This is a genomic window from Burkholderia sp. Bp8986 (assembly GCF_003854225.1).
Lineage (GTDB): Bacteria > Pseudomonadota > Gammaproteobacteria > Burkholderiales > Burkholderiaceae > Burkholderia.
In genome coordinates this window covers 119,971-136,494 of record NZ_QTQM01000005.1, presented here as the reverse complement: position 1 = coordinate 136,494, position 16,524 = coordinate 119,971, and the positions used below count along the sequence as shown (strand labels likewise).

Annotated in this window: 17 protein-coding genes and 1 tRNA gene; 9 read left to right on the top strand and 9 right to left on the bottom strand. The window is 68.4% G+C overall.

Going from position 1 to position 16,524, the window contains the following annotated elements; translation table 11 throughout:
- Window positions 1-93 precede the first annotated feature (93 nt).
- Complete coding sequence (locus DID99_RS07540; RefSeq protein WP_124666441.1) at window positions 94-1,092, bottom strand: 2-dehydropantoate 2-reductase; 999 nt, start codon at window positions 1,090-1,092, stop codon at window positions 94-96.
- Between the two features lie 101 nt (window positions 1,093-1,193).
- Window positions 1,194-2,348: a helix-turn-helix transcriptional regulator gene (locus DID99_RS07535; RefSeq protein WP_124666440.1), complete on the bottom strand. Its 1,155-nt coding sequence runs from the start codon at window positions 2,346-2,348 to the stop codon at window positions 1,194-1,196.
- A gap of 302 nt (window positions 2,349-2,650) precedes the next feature.
- Between DID99_RS07535 and DID99_RS07530 the strand changes: the two genes are divergently transcribed.
- From DID99_RS07530 to DID99_RS07515, 4 genes are all read left to right on the top strand, one after another.
- Window positions 2,651-3,697, top strand: a complete 1,047-nt coding sequence (locus tag DID99_RS07530) for a porin (RefSeq protein ID WP_124666439.1) — start codon at window positions 2,651-2,653, stop codon at window positions 3,695-3,697.
- Window positions 3,698-3,719: 22 nt separating this feature from the next.
- On the top strand, window positions 3,720-4,940 hold the full coding sequence (locus DID99_RS07525) for an MFS transporter (protein ID WP_124666438.1): 1,221 nt from the start codon (window positions 3,720-3,722) through the stop codon (window positions 4,938-4,940).
- Between the two features lie 16 nt (window positions 4,941-4,956).
- Complete coding sequence (locus DID99_RS07520) at window positions 4,957-6,066, top strand: class II histone deacetylase (protein ID WP_124666437.1); 1,110 nt, start codon at window positions 4,957-4,959, stop codon at window positions 6,064-6,066.
- Between the two features lie 97 nt (window positions 6,067-6,163).
- Window positions 6,164-6,394, top strand: coding sequence for a hypothetical protein (locus DID99_RS07515; RefSeq protein WP_044843684.1), 231 nt, complete (start codon window positions 6,164-6,166; stop codon window positions 6,392-6,394).
- A gap of 92 nt (window positions 6,395-6,486) precedes the next feature.
- Here the strand turns inward: DID99_RS07515 and DID99_RS07510 are convergent, their stop codons facing one another.
- Window positions 6,487-6,780 (bottom strand): hypothetical protein, encoded by a 294-nt coding sequence (locus tag DID99_RS07510; protein WP_124486226.1) that lies wholly within the window; start codon window positions 6,778-6,780, stop codon window positions 6,487-6,489.
- A gap of 194 nt (window positions 6,781-6,974) precedes the next feature.
- A tRNA-Leu gene (locus tag DID99_RS07505) sits at window positions 6,975-7,061 on the bottom strand.
- Window positions 7,062-7,305: 244 nt separating this feature from the next.
- On the opposite strand from DID99_RS07505, the gene hpnD reads away from it, so the two are divergent.
- Window positions 7,306-8,139: a presqualene diphosphate synthase HpnD gene (gene hpnD / locus DID99_RS07500; RefSeq protein WP_124666436.1), complete on the top strand. Its 834-nt coding sequence runs from the start codon at window positions 7,306-7,308 to the stop codon at window positions 8,137-8,139.
- A gap of 24 nt (window positions 8,140-8,163) precedes the next feature.
- On the opposite strand, the gene DID99_RS07495 is transcribed toward hpnD, so the two are convergent.
- The 3 genes from DID99_RS07495 to DID99_RS07485 form a co-directional block, all read right to left on the bottom strand.
- A complete protein-coding gene (locus DID99_RS07495; RefSeq protein ID WP_124486224.1) occupies window positions 8,164-9,384 on the bottom strand; it encodes a DUF1501 domain-containing protein in 1,221 nt (406 codons plus the stop codon).
- Window positions 9,385-9,460: 76 nt separating this feature from the next.
- Window positions 9,461-10,966, bottom strand: a complete 1,506-nt coding sequence (locus DID99_RS07490; RefSeq protein WP_124666435.1) for a DUF1800 family protein — start codon at window positions 10,964-10,966, stop codon at window positions 9,461-9,463.
- A gap of 120 nt (window positions 10,967-11,086) precedes the next feature.
- Window positions 11,087-11,365 carry a hypothetical protein gene (locus tag DID99_RS07485; RefSeq protein ID WP_124666474.1) on the bottom strand — a complete coding sequence of 93 codons (279 nt, stop codon included), beginning with the start codon at window positions 11,363-11,365 and terminating at the stop codon, window positions 11,087-11,089.
- A gap of 258 nt (window positions 11,366-11,623) precedes the next feature.
- Here DID99_RS07485 and ompR point away from each other — a divergent pair, with 258 nt between their 5' ends.
- The 4 genes from ompR (at window position 11,624) to DID99_RS07465 (ending at window position 15,102) form a co-directional block, all read left to right on the top strand.
- Entirely contained in the window at window positions 11,624-12,358 is a 735-nt protein-coding gene (ompR, locus tag DID99_RS07480; protein WP_004192636.1) for a two-component system response regulator OmpR, read from the top strand.
- 40 nt (window positions 12,359-12,398) lie between these two features.
- Window positions 12,399-13,760, top strand: coding sequence for an ATP-binding protein (locus tag DID99_RS07475; RefSeq protein WP_044843721.1), 1,362 nt, complete (start codon window positions 12,399-12,401; stop codon window positions 13,758-13,760).
- 189 nt (window positions 13,761-13,949) lie between these two features.
- A complete protein-coding gene (locus tag DID99_RS07470) occupies window positions 13,950-14,498 on the top strand; it encodes a peroxiredoxin (RefSeq protein WP_006478563.1) in 549 nt (182 codons plus the stop codon).
- 76 nt (window positions 14,499-14,574) lie between these two features.
- The gene (locus tag DID99_RS07465; RefSeq protein ID WP_044843722.1) at window positions 14,575-15,102 is read left to right on the top strand and encodes a carboxymuconolactone decarboxylase family protein; all 528 of its coding nucleotides are present in this window, start codon (window positions 14,575-14,577) and stop codon (window positions 15,100-15,102) included.
- Window positions 15,103-15,240: 138 nt separating this feature from the next.
- Here DID99_RS07465 and ispF read toward each other — a convergent pair whose 3' ends face one another.
- Both ispF and ispD read right to left on the bottom strand, forming a co-directional pair.
- Window positions 15,241-15,726, bottom strand: coding sequence for a 2-C-methyl-D-erythritol 2,4-cyclodiphosphate synthase (gene ispF, locus DID99_RS07460; protein ID WP_044843723.1), 486 nt, complete (start codon window positions 15,724-15,726; stop codon window positions 15,241-15,243).
- A 29-nt stretch (window positions 15,727-15,755) separates the two neighbouring features.
- Entirely contained in the window at window positions 15,756-16,466 is a 711-nt protein-coding gene (ispD, locus tag DID99_RS07455; protein ID WP_124486221.1) for a 2-C-methyl-D-erythritol 4-phosphate cytidylyltransferase, read from the bottom strand.
- Window positions 16,467-16,524 lie beyond the last annotated feature (58 nt).

Genomic DNA, 16,524 nt, shown 5'->3' with positions numbered 1-16,524 from the left:
AGTCGCGCAAGCGTCGGCGGCGGCCCGGGCGACCCGTCGCCGTTTCGTCATTCTTCCCTGCATGCCGGCCATCGCCGCCGCGCTCTCCCTCCGCTACAGCCCGCTGTTCGCCGCACGCTGACGCAGCAACCCCAGCACCGCGTCGCAATACGGCGTCGGCACGCCGAGCTTGCGCCCCAGTTCCGGAAACACGCCGAGGATCGGCCCGATTTCCAGCGGCCGCCCGGCCTCGAAATCCTGCAGCATCGATGTCTTGAACGCGCCGAGCTTGCGCGTCACGGCAATCCGCTCCGGCCCGCTCATCCCCGCATCGAGGCCGAGCTGCGCGCCGATCGCGGCCGCCTCCTCCATCATCCGCAACGCGAGATCCCGCGTGAACGGATCGTCGAGCAGCTGCTCGGCGGTCGAACCCGTCAGCGCGCTCAACGGATTCATGTTCATGTTGCCCCACAGCTTCGCCCAGATCTCGGTGCGGATCGCCGGCGTCGACTCGACGTCGAAGCCGCCCGCGGCAAGCGCCGCCGCGAACCGCGCGGTCGGCGCGGCGAGCCGATGGTCGGGCGAGCCGACGATCAGGCGGTTGCCGCGGCCGCGGCGCACGACACCCGGCGCATCGGTGCTCGACGACAGGTGCACGACGCAGCCGATCGCCTGTGCGGGCGGCAACGCCGCCGAGACTGCACCCGCCGGGTCGACCGCGTCGAGCGGCACGCCGTCGAGCGGGCCCGCGAGCCCGTGCGTGAACCACCACGGCAGCCCGTTCATCGCGGCGACGATCACCGTGCCGGGCCCGACCAGCGGCGCGATGCGCGCGGCCAGCGCCGGCAGCGCCTGCGCCTTCAGCGCGATCACCACGTAGTCCTGCACGCCGAGCGCAACCGCGTCGTCGCTCGCGCGCACCGGGACCGACGACATGACGCCCGCCTCGTCGATCACGCGCACGCCGTGCGTGTCCAGTGCATCGAGCGTCGCACCGCGCGCGAATGCGCTCACCGTCATGCCGGCCCGCGACAGCGCGGCCGCGAGCAACCCGCCGATCGCGCCGACACCGACCACCGCCGCGCGCACCGACCCTGAATTCGTGTCGTTCATGATGGAAATCCGTCTACCGGGAGCTGACGAGCATAACGCTCAATGGTTGCGGATACAACCATTCGTGCCAGCACCCGCATGCCGATGCCGGCACGAGCGATTCAGCGCGCCGCGCCACCTGCTTCCACCGGCTCGTCGTCGGTCGGGCCGCCCGTCGCGCCGAGCACGCCGGCGATCTGGCTCTTGTCGTGCATGCCGAGCTTGCGGTACGCGCAGCGCAGGTAGTGACGCACGGTCGTCGGCGAAATCGCCATCTGCTGCGCCACCTCCTTGTGCGAACGGCCGGCACCGTAATAGCGGATCGCCGCCAGCTCGCGCGGACTCAGCCGGTCGAGCAGCGAGCGCGGCCGCGCCTCGATCTGGAACAGTCCCGCGACGGGCACGCACTGGATGCGCAACGCATCGCCGATGAACGGCTGGCCCGACTGGCGCCGCACGTGCGCGACCAGCGGCTCCGGTACGCGCGGGCCCGTCCACGCCGGCCATTCGGTGCGCAGCACGTCGTCGAAGCCGTGATCGGCGTGATGCAGCACGCCGAAGTTGTCGCACAGCGCGCGCGCCGCCGGCGCCGCCGACGCCACCGCGTCGCCGCGCTCGCGCGTGAGCTGCGCCGCGCGATTGATCGTCAGCGCGGCCGCCAGATGCGGGATCACTTCCTCGAAGCGGCTCGCGTCGTCGTCGCTGAACGGACGGTTCAGGCCCTGGCGGTAGATCGACATGAACGTCGTCAGCCCGAAGCGGCGGTCGAGCGTACACACGCACATCAGTTGCGCCAGCCCGTACTTCACGCACCAGTCGCGAAACCGCGCGTCGAACCCGGGCTCGACGACCGACAATCGCACCGCGCGACCGTGCGCGCCGAGCAGCGTGCGCTGCGCGAGCGGATCGCAGTCGCGCACGCGTTTCCAGTCGCTGAAGAACGCATGCGGCAGACGGTACAGGAAACTGTTGTGCATCACGGGGCCGGTCGGCACGTGCGTCGCGACGCCGGTCCACGCGGCGTCGAACGGGATGAGCCCCTGCAGCAGCGAAAAGAAGCGGCACTCGAATTCGCCGATGCCCGACTGCGCGGCGAGCGCGTACAGATCGAGCAGCATCAGGCCGAGTTCGCGCCGCGCCGCGTCGCCGCGCGTCACGCCGTCGAAATCGGCGCGGCGCGGCGGCAGCGGCGGCCAGGCGGATTCGTCGAGCACGATCGCGGCCGGCACGTCGCGCAACGCGTCGAGATCCTGCCCGATATCCGTCGTGATCCTCACCTTCCGCTCCCCTGCCCGATCGGGCCGCTGATGCGCGCAACGCAGACCGGCCGATTATAGCGACCGGCATTTTTGGCGGGCGCCGCCGCCGGAGTACACGACAGCCCCATCCATTTGAACGGGACGCCGCCCGTTGCTGCCGCGCAGCACGCCGCGCCGCGGCGTCGCGGCGCGTCCATGCCGTGCACCGCGGGTTTTCCATACCGTTCATCTGCACGACTGTTCGCCGGTTTTCCCGCTGCGGACACTGCGTCGCGACAACACCAGCGACAAACGATGCAGGACGGTATGGAGAACCCCACGTGATGACACCCCGCTTCATCCGCACGGCGACGGCCGCCGCTGTGCTCACTGCGTGCAGCTTCGCCGCACACGCGCAATCGACCCTCACGCTGTACGGCGCGCTCGACGCCGGCGTGCAGTACCTGACGCATGCCGACGGACGGCACGCGGCCGTGCAGTTGCAGAACTACGGCATCCTGCCGTCGCAGGTCGGGCTCAAGGGCACCGAGGATCTCGGCGGCGGCTGGCGCGCGCTGTTCAAGCTCGAACAGGGTCTCAACATCAACGACGGCACCGCGACCGTTCCCGGCTACGCGTTCTTCCGCGGCGCGTACGTCGGCATCGCGGGGCCCGTCGGCACCGTCACGCTCGGCCGGCAGTTCAGCGTGCTGTTCGACAAGACGCTGTTCTACGACCCGCTGTGGTACGCGTCGTACAGCGGCCAGGGTGTGCTCGTGCCGATAAACGCGAACTTCATCGACCACTCGATCAAGTACCAGTCGCCGGCGTTCGCCGGCTTCGATGTCGAGGCCCTTGCCGCGACGGCCGGCGTCGCGGGCAATACGCGCGCCGGGCGCGTGCTCGAACTCGGCGGCCAGTACACGAGCAACGGGCTGTCGGTCAGCGCGGTGCTGCATCAGGCGCACGGCGACGCGTCGGCGGCGGGCGACGCGTCCGCGCGCCGCCGCGAGCTCGGCACGCTCGCCGCGCGTTATGCGTTCGCGACGCTGCCGCTCACCGTCTACGCGGGCGTCGAACACCTGACCGGCGACCTCGATGCGGCGCGCACGATCGTCTGGGGCGGCGCGCGCTACCTGACGTCGGGCGGAATCGGGCTGAACGCGGGCGTCTACCACACCGATTCGCACGCGCCGACGATCGGCCGCCCGACGCTGTTCATCGCGAGCACCACCTACGCGCTGTCGAAACGCACCGTCGCCTACCTGAACCTCGGTTATGCGCGCAACAGCGGCCAGAGTTCGCAGACCGTCTACGAATACGACCCGACGCCGCTCGCCGGCGCATCGCAGTTCGGCGCGATGGTCGGCATGTACCACCTGTTCTGATTCCGTCCAGCGAGATCCCGCCATGAAAACCCTTTGCTCCACCGATGCCGCACTGCCGTCCGACGGCCGCGCGTCGCCGTTCGCGCGCTCGACGCTCGTCGCCCTCGTCGTGTTCGCGGCCATCACGCCGCTGCTGCTACTCGTCGCGCCGGCCGTCGCCGGCCAGTTGGCGACACAGCTCGGGCTGTCCGCGTCGCAGATCGGCACCTACTTCTTCGTCGAACTCGGTGCGTTCAGCCTCGCGACCGTGCCGTCGTACCTGTGGCTCGGCCGCGTCGATGCGCGCCGCGTTGCCGCCTGCGCGATCGCGCTGTTCGGCGCGGGCAATCTCCTGACCGCGCTGTGGATGCCCGGCTTCGTCACGCTGCTCGCGTTGCGTGCCGTCACCGCGCTCGGCGGCGGCTCGCTGATGGTGCTCTGCATGACCAGTGCGGCCACGAGCGAGAACAGCGATCGCGTGTACGGCCTCTGGGTCGTCGGCCAGTTGATCGCAGGCGCGATCGGCCTGTTCGTGCTGCCGCACGTGTTCGCCGGGTTCGGGCTGCGCGCGCTGTACGTCGCGCTGGCCGTGCTCGCACTGCTTGCCGCGCCGCTGTCGCGCGGCTTTCCGGCGACGCTCGGTGCGCGGAGCGCGTCGGCGCGGGCCGCGCGCGGCGCTGCGACGAATACGCCGCAGCGCTTCGTCGCGCTCGCGATCGGTGCGGTGCTGACGTTCTATCTCGCGATCGGCAGCGTGTGGACCTTCGCGAGCCGCGCGGCGGCGGAAGCCGGACTCGATCCGCAAGCGACCGGCAACGTGCTCGCGATCGCGAGCGTGATGGGGATTGCCGGCGCGGCGCTCGCATCCTGCGCGGGCGGCCGGCTTGCGCGGCGCACGATGCTGGCCACCGGTTACGCGCTGCTCGCGGCGTCGCTCGTCGCACTCGCCGCGCTGCCGCATGCGCGCGGCTACAGCGCCGCGATCTTCGCGTTCAAGTTCGCGTGGACGTTCGTACTGCCGTTCATTCTCGCGACCGTCGCACAGATCGATACGTCCGGGCGCCTCGTCGCGACGCTCAATTTCGTGATCGGTGCGGGCCTCGCGGCCGGCCCGCTGCTCGCCGGGCTGTTGCTCGATGCCGGCGGCACGATGCACGCGCTGTTCGCGGCCGCCACTGCCGTCGCGATCGCGTCGTTCGCCGCGCTGCGCCATATCGATCGCCGCGCGCGGATTGCCGCGGCTGCCGTTTCCTTCCAACCGTGACAGGTCAAGCACATCCATGAATCGCACTGCCTTCTTCACCGACGAACGCACGTTCTGGCACACCGGCGGCACGCACGCGCTGTTCTTCCCGGTCGGCGGCTGGGTCCAGCCGCCATCGAGCGCCGGCTACGCGGAATCGCCCGATTCGAAGCGGCGCTTCCTGTCGCTCGTGCAGGCGTCGGGCCTTGCCGCTCACCTCGACCTGCGCGGTGCCGCGCCGGCCACCACCGGCGATCTGCTGCGGATTCATCCGGCGAGCTATCTCGACGCGTTCCGCGCGCTCAGCGATGCGAACGGCGGCGACCTCGGCGATCTCGCGCCGTTCGGCAAAGGGAGCTACGAGATCGCCGCGCTGTCCGCCGGCCTCGCGATCGCGGCAGTCGACACGGTCGTCGGCGGGCATGCGGCCAACGCGTTCTCGCTGTCGCGCCCGCCCGGCCATCACTGCCTGCGCGATCGCCCGATGGGCTTCTGCCTGCTCGCGAACATCCCGATCGCGATCGAGGCCGCGCGCGCGAAGCATGCGATCGAGCGCGTCGCGGTGATCGACTGGGACGTGCATCACGGCAACGGCACGCAGTCGATCTACTACGACGATCCGGACACGCTGACGATCTCGCTGCACCAGGACCGCTGCTTTCCGCCCGGCTACAGCGGCGGCGACGAGCGCGGCGAAGGCGCGGGCGTCGGCGCGAACCTGAACGTGCCGCTGCTCGCGGGCAGCGGCGACGACGCGTATCGCCATGCGTTCGAGCGGATCGTGCTGCCGGCGCTGGAACGATTCCGGCCGGAGCTGATCGTCGTCGCGAGCGGTCTCGATGCCAGCGCGGTCGACCCGCTCGCGCGCATGCAGTTGCATACCGACAGTTACCGGTGCATGACGCGGGCGGTGAAGGAGGCGGCACGGCGCCACTGCGGCGGACGGCTCGTGATCGTGCACGAAGGCGGCTATTCGGAGGCTTACGTGCCGTTCTGCGGACTCGCGATCGTCGAGGAACTGGCCGGCATCCGCACCGAGGTCGCCGATCCGATGCTCGACCTCGCGATCGCGCAGCAGCCGGGCGAGCGGTTCGTCACGTTCCAGCGCGAGCTGCTCGACGAACTGGCCGTGTCGTTCGGGTTGTAACGCGCGCTCACCAACGAGATGGGGCCGGCCCTTGCGCGATCGGTGCGGATGGGGTTTCCTGTGCTTTTATACCTGCCAGGCCCGGGCCCCTCTCCAGATGAAATCGTCTCCGCGCGAACCCGACACCAACGACAAAGCGCGCCGCCAGCCTTCGAAGCTCGCCCTGAATATCGCCGCGGTGCTGGTCGGCCTCGTCACGTTCGCGATCGGCGTCGCGTGGTTGATCTATAGCTGGATCGTCGATCGCGAAGCGCAGTATTTCGCGATTCCGCTGGTGTTTTCGGTGCCGGTGATCGTGGCGGTCGCGGTGCGGAGTTTCTGGGACTAGGCGCGCGCCGAACGACAAAGCGCCGCGGTCGGTCGACGCGCGGCGCCTTTCATCAAATGCGGTAGCAATATTGGCGGTCCGCTCCCGGCCGCTCACAAGCCCGCGTGCCGACACGGGTTGGGAACCGCGCCCTGATACCCGCTGGCGAAACCCAGTGCGGAACCGAGCAGCGCCGTGCCGACCGATTTCAGGACGGTTTCGCCCGACAGCGACACCCCGCTCGAAATCAGCCGGCCCGAATAGGCCGAACACTCCGGGGAGGCTGCGCCGGTCTGCACGGACCTGGCGCTCCACGCGACGTTGTCGGCGGCCGTCGTGGCAGATGCCGGTACGGCCAGCGCGAGCGTGAGTACGGCAATCGATGTGTGTGCGATGTTCTTCTTCATGGACGGTCCTCGGCAGGGAGCGCTGCGTACAGGAACTGTAATGAAGAGATGATACGCGCTACGCGACCTGAATTTCCGTGCGCTGGACAGGAGCCGTGTATCGGCGAAAATCGTCATCAACAAAAAAGCGCTGCCGGTCAGCCGACCGGCAGCGCTTTTTTTGAACGGTCCTGGGCGGAGCCCGTTCGACTTCATGGTGCGTGAGGCCGGACTCGAACCGGCACACCCTTGCGGGCGTCAGGACCTAAACCTGGTGCGTCTACCAATTTCGCCACTCACGCGCATTCCTGTCGCCTGACCGCGCGGCACGCAAGAAGCGTGCTCCACGCGCCCGGGCGTCATGCCGGCCCGAAAACCCGAAAACCGGCACGCCCGATCAGGCGAGCGCGAGATTCTACCCGATCCGCGCAGCATTGTCTCGCCCCGCCGGCGCCCGTCGGACAGCGGTGCTAGAATGCCGCGCTCGACGTGCCGGCCACCCGCCGGCACGCGCCCCCCGAATCCGCCTCCGCCACGACCCCACCCGTGAACTTCGACGACTACTGTCAGCAAAAGGCCGCCCCCGCGGGCTCCAGCGTCTACTACGCGCTGCGCCAGGCGCCGCTCGCCGCCGCACCGCGCCTGACGGCCCTGTTCGCGCTGCGTCGCGAACTCGAGGAAACCGTCAAGGAAACCAGCGATCCGACCGTCGGACACACGAAACTCGCGTGGTGGCACAAGGAACTCGCGGCGCTCGCCGCCGGCGAACCGTCGCACCCGGTCACGAAGGCGCTCGCGCAGCACCACCCGGCGATCGGCGCAGAAACCGACGCGCTGCGCACGCTCGTCAACGGTTACGGGATGGATCTGGAACAGGCGCGTTACCTGGATTTCGCGAACCTGCAGCGCTACATCGCGCAGGTCGGCGGCACCTTCGCGTCGCTGGTCGCGCGCGCAAGCGCCGCGAATCCGGCCGAACCGCAACCGTGGGCCGCGCAGGCCGGCCACGCGCTGATGCTCGCGCAATTCGTGCAGGAACTCGGCAACGATGCGCGCCACGGCCGCATCTATCTGCCGATCGACGAACTGCAACGCTACAACGTGACCGCGGCCGACCTGCTGAATCGCCGCTACAGCCCGGCCTTCAGCGAGCTGCTGCAGTTTCAGACGGCCCGCGCGCGCGAAGCGCTCGCCGCCGCCGACGCGGCGATCCCCGCGTCCGAACGCCGCGCGCAACGCACGCTGCGTGCGCAGATCGCACTGGCCGGCGCGCTGCTCGACGAAATCGAGCGCGACGGCTACCAGGTGCTGCACCAGCGTATCGCGCTGACGCCGATCCGCAAGCTGTGGATCGCGTGGCGCGCCGCACGCGGCCGCTGATCCGCCCCGTCACGCACGACCGCCTCACACCTTCAGCAGCGGCAGCGTCTCGAAGCGCTGCTGCAGCACGTGCGTCGCATCGAGCCCCCACCACGGCCCGAGCACGGTCGCATAGAGCTGGCGGAAATCGACGGCGACCGGCAGGTTGCCGTTGCCGTCGAGATGCCCGAGTGCCGGCGTCGCGCCGTACAGCCCGCCGGCCACGCGGCCGCCCATCACGAAATGCGGCGCGGCGGTACCGTGATCGGTGCCGTTGCTCTGGTTCTCGCGCACGCGCCGCCCGAATTCCGCATACGTCATCACGAGCGTCTGGTTCCAGCGCCCGAGCTCAACCAGCGCGCCGCGCATCGCACTCATCCCTTCCGCGAACTGCCTGAGCAGCGCCGCCTGCTGCCCCGGCTGGTTCTGGTGCGTATCGAAACCGTTGAGCGTGAGCCGCAGCACCGCGACGCCGTCCTGCGCGCCGGGCCCCGACGCCTCGCATGCCGCGAGCACCTGCATCGCGGTCTTCACCGAGGTCCCGAACGTACCGGCCGGAAAGGCCGTCCTGAACTCGCGCATCCCGCCGCGCGGGCGCAGCCGGTCGGCCGCCTTCACGATGTCGTTCTCGACCTCGATGATGTGCGCGAGCGCCGGGTTCCGTTCGCGCAGCGACGACGGTTCGGCCAACCGCGCCGCGCGGATGAACTGCGCGGGATTGACGAGCGCGATCGCGCGCGCGCCGTTCGCGAGCGGTCCCATCTCCGCACTGCCGAGCACGACGCCGTCCGCCGCGAAGCCGGGCGGCACCGGCGCCTGCGCGAACGTGCGCGTGAGCCAGCCTTCGTGCAGGTACTGGTCCGAGCGCGACGCGGTGTCCCAGATCTCGATCGAGCGGAAATGCGACAGGTTCGGCTGCGGATAACCGACGCCCTGCACGATCGCGACCTGTCCGTCGCGCCACAGCGGCATCAACGGCGCGAGCGACGGGTGCAGCCCCGTCTGCGCGTCGAGCTGCAGCACCTGGTCGCGCTTGATGCCGATGCTGCGGCGGAACTGGTAGTAGAGCGGATCCGCATAGGGCACCACCGTGTTGAGGCCGTCGTTGCCGCCCTTCAGTTCGACGAGGATCAGCACGTTCGCATAACCGGTCGCCGGCTGGCGCCTGACCGCGACCATCGATGCCGCCTGCGCGGGCGGCTGCCACAACGACACGCCCGCCGCGGCCGCGGCGCCCGTCAGCGTCAGAAAATCACGTCGGTTCATCGTGCATCCTTCGGCTCGCCGTGCGGCATGGCCACCGCGGCAGCGTGCCTGTTCGTCGTCGTTTCGGTCGTTTCAGTCATTTCAGTTGATAGGCCGGATCCATCAGCAGCGCCTCGAGATACGCGCTGCCGGTCGAGTCCGTATCGATCGCCGCGACCGGCGACACCGGCAGCACCGCATGCTGCAGCTGGAGCTCGGTCGACAATCCCGCAATCGCCTGCGGCCGCGCACGATACTGCGCGAGCCAGCGTTCGAGGTCGAATCGCAGGCCGCCGCGCGCGAGTTTGACCGGCGCGCCGCGCATGCCGGCAACCGACGCGGCGTCCGCAACCGGTATCGCCTGCGCCCGCGCATTCGGCGACGGCGGCGCCATCGCATGCGCGGGCGAGCGCATGCCGGCCGTCTCGGTCGCGCGGAACAACTGCTCGACGAACTGCTTGCGCGCCAGCAGCGTGGTGCTGTTGATCCACATCGCGCCGCCCGGCCAGCCCTTCACGTTCGGCGGATAGAACAGGTTCTGCCCGAGCGTGCGCACGGTGTTCGCGAGCGTCTGCGGATCGCCGTACGCGACGTCGAACAGCCGCACCGACCCGACGACGAACTCGGCCGGCGACTTCACGAGCACGCCGCGATTGCGCGGATCCCAGAACGCGTCGGTCGACCAGAGCGCGGCGAGCGCCGCGCGTATGTCGTAGCCGCTGGCGCGAAACCGCTCGGCCACGGCATCGAGCGCGCCGGCGTCGGGCGTATCGGACACGAATTCGTGCCACAGCTTGCCGGCGATGAAGCTTGCCGTCTCGGGCCGCTTCAACAGGATGTCGAGAAACCCGTCGCCGTCGAACGCGCCGGTCTCGCCGAGGATCGTCTTGTCGCCCGCGTCGTGCCAGTCGGGCCGCACCTCGAAGCGCAGCGTATCGGGATCGACGCTCCAGCCGGTCATCGCGCGCGCGGCTTCGGTCACGTCCCGCTGCGAGTAATGCCCTTCGCCGAGTGTGAACAGCTCCATCACCTCGCGCGCGAAATTCTCGTTCGGGCGGCCCTTGCGGTTGCTCGCGCCGTCGAGATACTGGAGCATCGCCGGATCCTTCGCGACCGCATGCAGCAGCGTGCCGAAGTTGCCGAGCGCCTCGCGCCGAAACAATGCATTCTGCGCGGCCATCGTCTGCGGATACGGGACCTTGTCCTGCCCGGACGTGAAGTGCCCGTGCCAGAACAGCGTCATGCGCTCGGTGAGCGGCGACGGCGTGACGATCATCTCGTTGACCCAGGCGGCGCGCAGCGCATCGTAGCGGACATTGCGCTCGCGCTGCTCGTCGCGGCGCATGTCGGGCGTCAGCGCCTGACGCTGCGCGCGCGTCGGCGGCAGCTCGGCGATCCAGTCGGGCCACGTCGTCACGGGCTCGCGCCGCACGCTGTCGAGCGTGTCGGCCACGACCTGCGCGCGCGTCATGCCGACGACGCGCGCGACGTCGGCGGGCGCGGGAGAGAACCCGGTGCGGCTGAGGAAAAACAGTGCGTCGTCGGCATCGAGCGGCGACTGCATGGCAGGCGACGGCGCCGGGGCGGCAGCGTTCGCTTTCATCGTCGTGGACTCCCGGAGCGCACCGGCGGTGCGGATGCCGGTTCAACGGCGGCACGCATCCGAAAGTTGACCGAAAAATTGCTACGGAATCTTTCCGCGCCGTGCGAACGCGCGTGCGTGTCAGCGCTTGTACAGCTCGCGAACGGCGTCCTCGATGTGCTGGCGCAGCAGGTGGCGCTCCTCGGGCGTCATGTGCCCGTCGCGACGGTGCTGATCGAGATCGGGAGGCACGGCGGAACGGACCGCCATGTCGGCGGCGCGGTCGGGCTGCGGCGCTTTGCCGCGCGGCAGCTTGCGCGACGAGGCGCCCTGCTCGGGGCGCTGCGCATACGCGAAGTTCGACGCATATGGACCGGCAAGTGCGATCGTCAGCATCAGTGCAATCCGGGCAGATCGCATGACCGTCCTCGCTTCTTTGGTCGATTTGTTCCCTTCGTCACGCGGCAACCGGTTACCTCTGGTACTTGAAAAACCCTGCGGAATTCGGGTGTACAAAGATGAAAGATGGAGTGCAGGGGAGTATCTACCGAATTTCAGCTTCGAGTAAAGGAATCTCTATAGCCTGCCTTTACTCCGCGCGACACTACGGGTAAATTTTGTAACGGACTGTAACGCGCGAAAATACGCGACCGTGCGTGATTTCCCATTCGCGATAAGATGCCGCTCATGGAAACGAAAAACCCCTCCAAGATTCTCGTCGTCGACGACGACCCGCGCCTGCGCGATCTGCTGCGCCGCTATCTCGGCGAGCAGGGTTTCAACGTGTACGTCGCGGAGAACGCGACCGCGATGAACAAGCTCTGGGTGCGCGAGCGCTTCGACCTGCTGGTGCTCGACCTGATGCTGCCGGGTGAAGACGGCCTGTCGATCTGCCGCCGCCTGCGCGGCAGCAACGACCGCACGCCGATCATCATGCTCACCGCGAAGGGCGAGGACGTCGACCGCATCGTCGGCCTCGAGATGGGCGCCGACGACTACCTGCCGAAACCGTTCAACCCGCGCGAACTCGTCGCGCGCATTCACGCGGTGCTGCGCCGCCAGGCGCCGGCCGAACTGCCTGGCGCACCGTCGGAAACCACCGAGGTGTTCGAGTTCGGCGAGTTCTCGCTGAACCTCGCGACGCGCACGCTGACGAAGTCGGGCCAGGAAATTCCGCTGACGACCGGCGAATTCTCGGTGCTGAAGGTGTTCGCGCGCCATCCGCGCCAGCCGCTGTCGCGCGAAAAGCTGATGGAGCTCGCGCGCGGCCGTGAATACGAAGTGTTCGACCGCAGCCTCGACGTGCAGATCTCGCGCCTGCGCAAGCTGATCGAACCGGATCCGGGCAGCCCGCGTTTCATCCAGACCGTCTGGGGCCTCGGCTACGTGTTCATTCCGGACGGCGCCGCCTGATCTTTTCTCTTTCCGGTTTCGCCCGTCCACGGCCCGTCCCATGCGTATCGACCGGCGCCTCCTGCAGCTCGCGTTCGGCGGGCTGTTCTGGCGCACCTTCCTGCTGATCGCGCTGCTGATCTCGGTCAGTCTCGCCGCGTGGTTCCAGAGCTTTCGCGTGATCGAGCGCGAGCCGCGCGCGCAGCGCGTCGCGCTCCAGCTCGTCGCGATCGTGAAGCTCACGCGCACCGCCCTGCTCTATTCCGATCCCGATCTGCGGCGCGCGCTGCTGCAGGATCTCGAGAGCAACGAGGGCGTGCGCGTGTACCCGCGCGAAAAGACCGACAAGTTCAAGCTGCAGCCCGACGAATCGCTGAACCGCCTGATCGAACACGACATCCGCAGCCGGCTCGGCGACGATACTGTGATCGCGCAGTCGGTCAATGACATCCCGGGCGTGTGGATCAGCTTCAAGATCGACGACGACGATTACTGGGTCGCGCTCGACCGCGACCAGCTCGACAGCGTCACGGGCCTGCAGTGGGCCGGCTGGGGCCTGTTCGCGCTCGCGCTGTCGCTGTTCGGCTCGGCGTTCATCACGAGCCTCGTGAACCGGCCGTTCTCGCGGCTCGCGCTCGCCGCGCGGCAGATCGGCTCGGGCCAGACGCCCGAGCTGCTGCCCGAGCGCGGGATGGGCGTCGCGGCCGACACCAACCGCAGCTTCAACCAGATGGTGCGCGACCTCGAACAGCTCGAGGCCGACCGCGCGCTGATGCTCGCGGGCATCTCGCACGACCTGCGCACGCCGCTCGCGCGGCTGCGGCTCGAGACCGAGATGAGCCCGTCCGACCAGGCGACCAAGGACGCGATGGTCGACGACATCGAGCAGATGGATCGCATCATCGCGGCCTTCATCGACTACGCGCGCCCGACCCAGCGCAAGCCGGAGCCGGTCGACCTGTCGTCGATCGCGCACGAAGTCGCCGCGCGCGTGTCGGGCGAGGACGGCGTCGAGATCCGCACGCGGCTCGCGCCGACCGCCGTGATCGAAGCCGACGAGACCGACATGCGCCGCGTGATCGGCAACCTCGTCGAGAACGCGCGCAAATACGGCCAGAGCCGCGACGACGGCGTGTCGCGCATCACGCTCGAGACGCGCGTGACGCACGCGCGCGTCGAGCTGTCGGTGAGCGACGAGGGCCCGGGCATCCCCGAGGACCAGCTGCCGCTCGTGATGCGGCCGTTCTACCGCGTCGACACGGCGCGCACCAAGGCGGACGGCACGGGGCTCGGCATGGCGATCGTGCTGCGCCTCGTCGGCCGCTATCGCGGCGCGCTGCGCCTGCGCAACCGCAGCCCCGAAGCGGGCCTCGAAGTCACGCTCGAATTCCCCGGCGCCGGCAAGGCGCGTGCGACGGCGTGACGCGTTCGCGCACGCTTCTTGCGCGTCACACTATCGGCGCGGTTGAAAAAAACTATGGGAATCGTTAGCCAAAAACTATTGAAGCGACTTATTAATAGTGTTATAGTCGTGCCCATGCTGTCACATCAACGTTGCAGCACCGAGGTAGCTTGACTCAGTCTTCTTCCCAACTCACACAGGAGTATCCGCATGAAAACCGTGGGCGATAAACTCGAAGCATTCACCGTCGTAGCCGCGAAGCCGGGCTTCAACAATCACGAGGAAAACGGCCAGTCGGCGTTCGAGACCGTCACCGAAGCGTCGTTCCCGGGCAAGTGGAAGATCATCTACTTCTATCCGAAGGATTTCACGTTCGTGTGCCCGACGGAAATCGTCGAGTTCGCGAAGCTGACGAAGCAGTTCGAAGAGCGCGACGCCGTCCTGCTCGGCGGCAGCTCGGACAACGAATTCGTGAAGCTCGCATGGCGCCGTGAGCACAAGGACCTCGACAAGCTGAACCACTACTCGTTCGGCGACGTCAAGGGCGAGCTGATCGACCAGCTCGGCGTGCGCGACAAGGAAGCCGGCGTGGCCCTGCGTGCAACGTTCATCGTCGATCCGGACAACACGATCCAGCACGTTTCGGTGAACAACCTGAACGTCGGCCGTAGCCCGGAAGAAGTCCTGCGCATTCTGGACGGCCTGCAAACGGACGAACTGTGCCCGTGCAACCGTGCCGTCGGCGGCGCAACGCTGTAAGCGCATCGATGCACGAAGCCCGCGGCGCACGTCCTGCCTGCGGGCTTTTTTAACGGCCAACCCATAGGAGATATCAATGGAATTCATCGATTCGATTAAGGCACGTATCCCCGACTACGCGAAGGACATTCGCCTGAACCTCGACGGCACGATCTCGCGCTCGTCGCTCGAAGGCACCGATGCAGTCGGCGTCGCGCTGGCGGCGGCGGTCGCGGCGAAGAGTACCGTGCTCGTGAAGACGATCCGCGAAGCCGGCGTGCTGTCGCCCGAAGAGACGAACGCCGTGCTGACGGCGGCCGCGCTGATGGGGATGAACAACACCTGGTATCCGTATGTCGAGATGGCCGACGATGCCGACCTGAAGACGCAGCGCGCCGAGCTGCGGATGGGCGCGTATGCGTCGCACGGCGGCGTCGACAAGCGCCGCTTCGAGATGTACGCGCTCGCCGCATCGATCGTCGGCAAGTGCCACTTCTGCGTGAAGTCGCACTACGCGCTGCTGAAGAACGAGCAAGGGATGACGACGACGCAGCTGCGCGACGTCGGCCGCATCGCGTCGGTGATCAACGCCGCCGCGCAAGTGATCGCCGCCGAAGGCGAATAAGCAGCCACGCGAGCGGCAGCGCGATACGGCGGCCAAGCGCGCCGGATCGTGCCGCAAAACGAAAATGCCACGCAAACGCGTGGCATTTTTCATTCCGGCGGCGCAACCTGCGCGCCGCTTCGGACCGGCGTCAGGCGCTCACGCGCCCTGCTTCACCAGCAGCGCGGCGGCCTGCGCCTCGATGCCCTCGCCGCGGCCGAGGTAGCCGAGCTTCTCGTTGGTCTTCGCCTTCACGTTCACGCGCTCGAGCGGCAGGCCGAGATCGGCCGCGAGGTTCGCGCGCATCCCGTCGATGTGCGGCGCGAGCTTCGGCGCCTGCGCGATCACCGTGCTGTCGACGTTCTGGATCGTGAAGCCGGCCGCCTTCACGCGGGCGACGCATTCGCGCAGCAGCACGCGGCTGTCCGCGCCCTTGAACGCCGCGTCGGTGTCGGAGAAATGGCGGCCGATGTCGCCGAGCGCCGCCGCGCCGAACAGCGCGTCGGTGATCGCGTGCAGCAGCACGTCCGCGTCCGAATGCCCGAGCAGGCCGCGCTCGTACGGAATCGTCACGCCGCCGATGATGAGGGGGCGCCCCGGGACGAGCTGGTGCACGTCGTAGCCTTGTCCGATTCTGAAGTCCATGCGTAATCCGGTTTGAGATGAGGTGAAAGTCAGGAAGCGTTCGCGGGGCGCGCGAGGATCGCTTCCGCGAGCGCGAAATCTTCCGGGTACGTGACCTTGAAGTTGCGCAGGCTGCCCTGCACGACGCGCGGCGTATGGCCGGCCCATTCGATCGCGCTGGCCTCGTCGGTCAGGTCGTGCCCTTCGCGCTGCGCGCGCAGGATCGCGTCGCGCAGCATACCGATGCGGAACATCTGCGGCGTCTGCGCCTGCCACAGCGCGTCGCGCGACTCGGTGCGCGCGATCGCGTCGCCGCCGGCCGGCACGCGCTTGAGCGTATCGGCCACCGGCAGCGCGACGATGCCGCCGACCGGGTCGTCCTTCAGCGTCGCGACCAGCGTGCGGATCAGCGCCGGCGTGATGCCAGGGCGCGCGGCGTCGTGCACGAGCACCCAGTCCTGCTCGGTCGCGCCGAATTCGGCCAGCTCGAGCAGCCCGTTGAGCACCGACGCCTGCCGCGAGCCGCCGCCGCAGCGGCGCACCGCGAAGCGCAGGCCCGCGAAGCGGCGCGCATCGAAGTGCGTGTCGTCGGGCGCGAGGACGACGAGCGTCTGCGCGAATTCGCTGCACGCGTCGAACGCGGCGAGCGTGTAATGCAGGAGCGCGCGGCCGGCCAGCGTGCGGTATTGCTTCGGCACAGCCGAACCGGAACGGCTGCCCGTGCCGGCGCAAGGAATCAGGGCGAAAAGTCGGGGAGTCACGAAGGGGAAACGCCGGAAAGATGAAATCGAGAAGCGGATTTTATAATAGGTCTTTCGT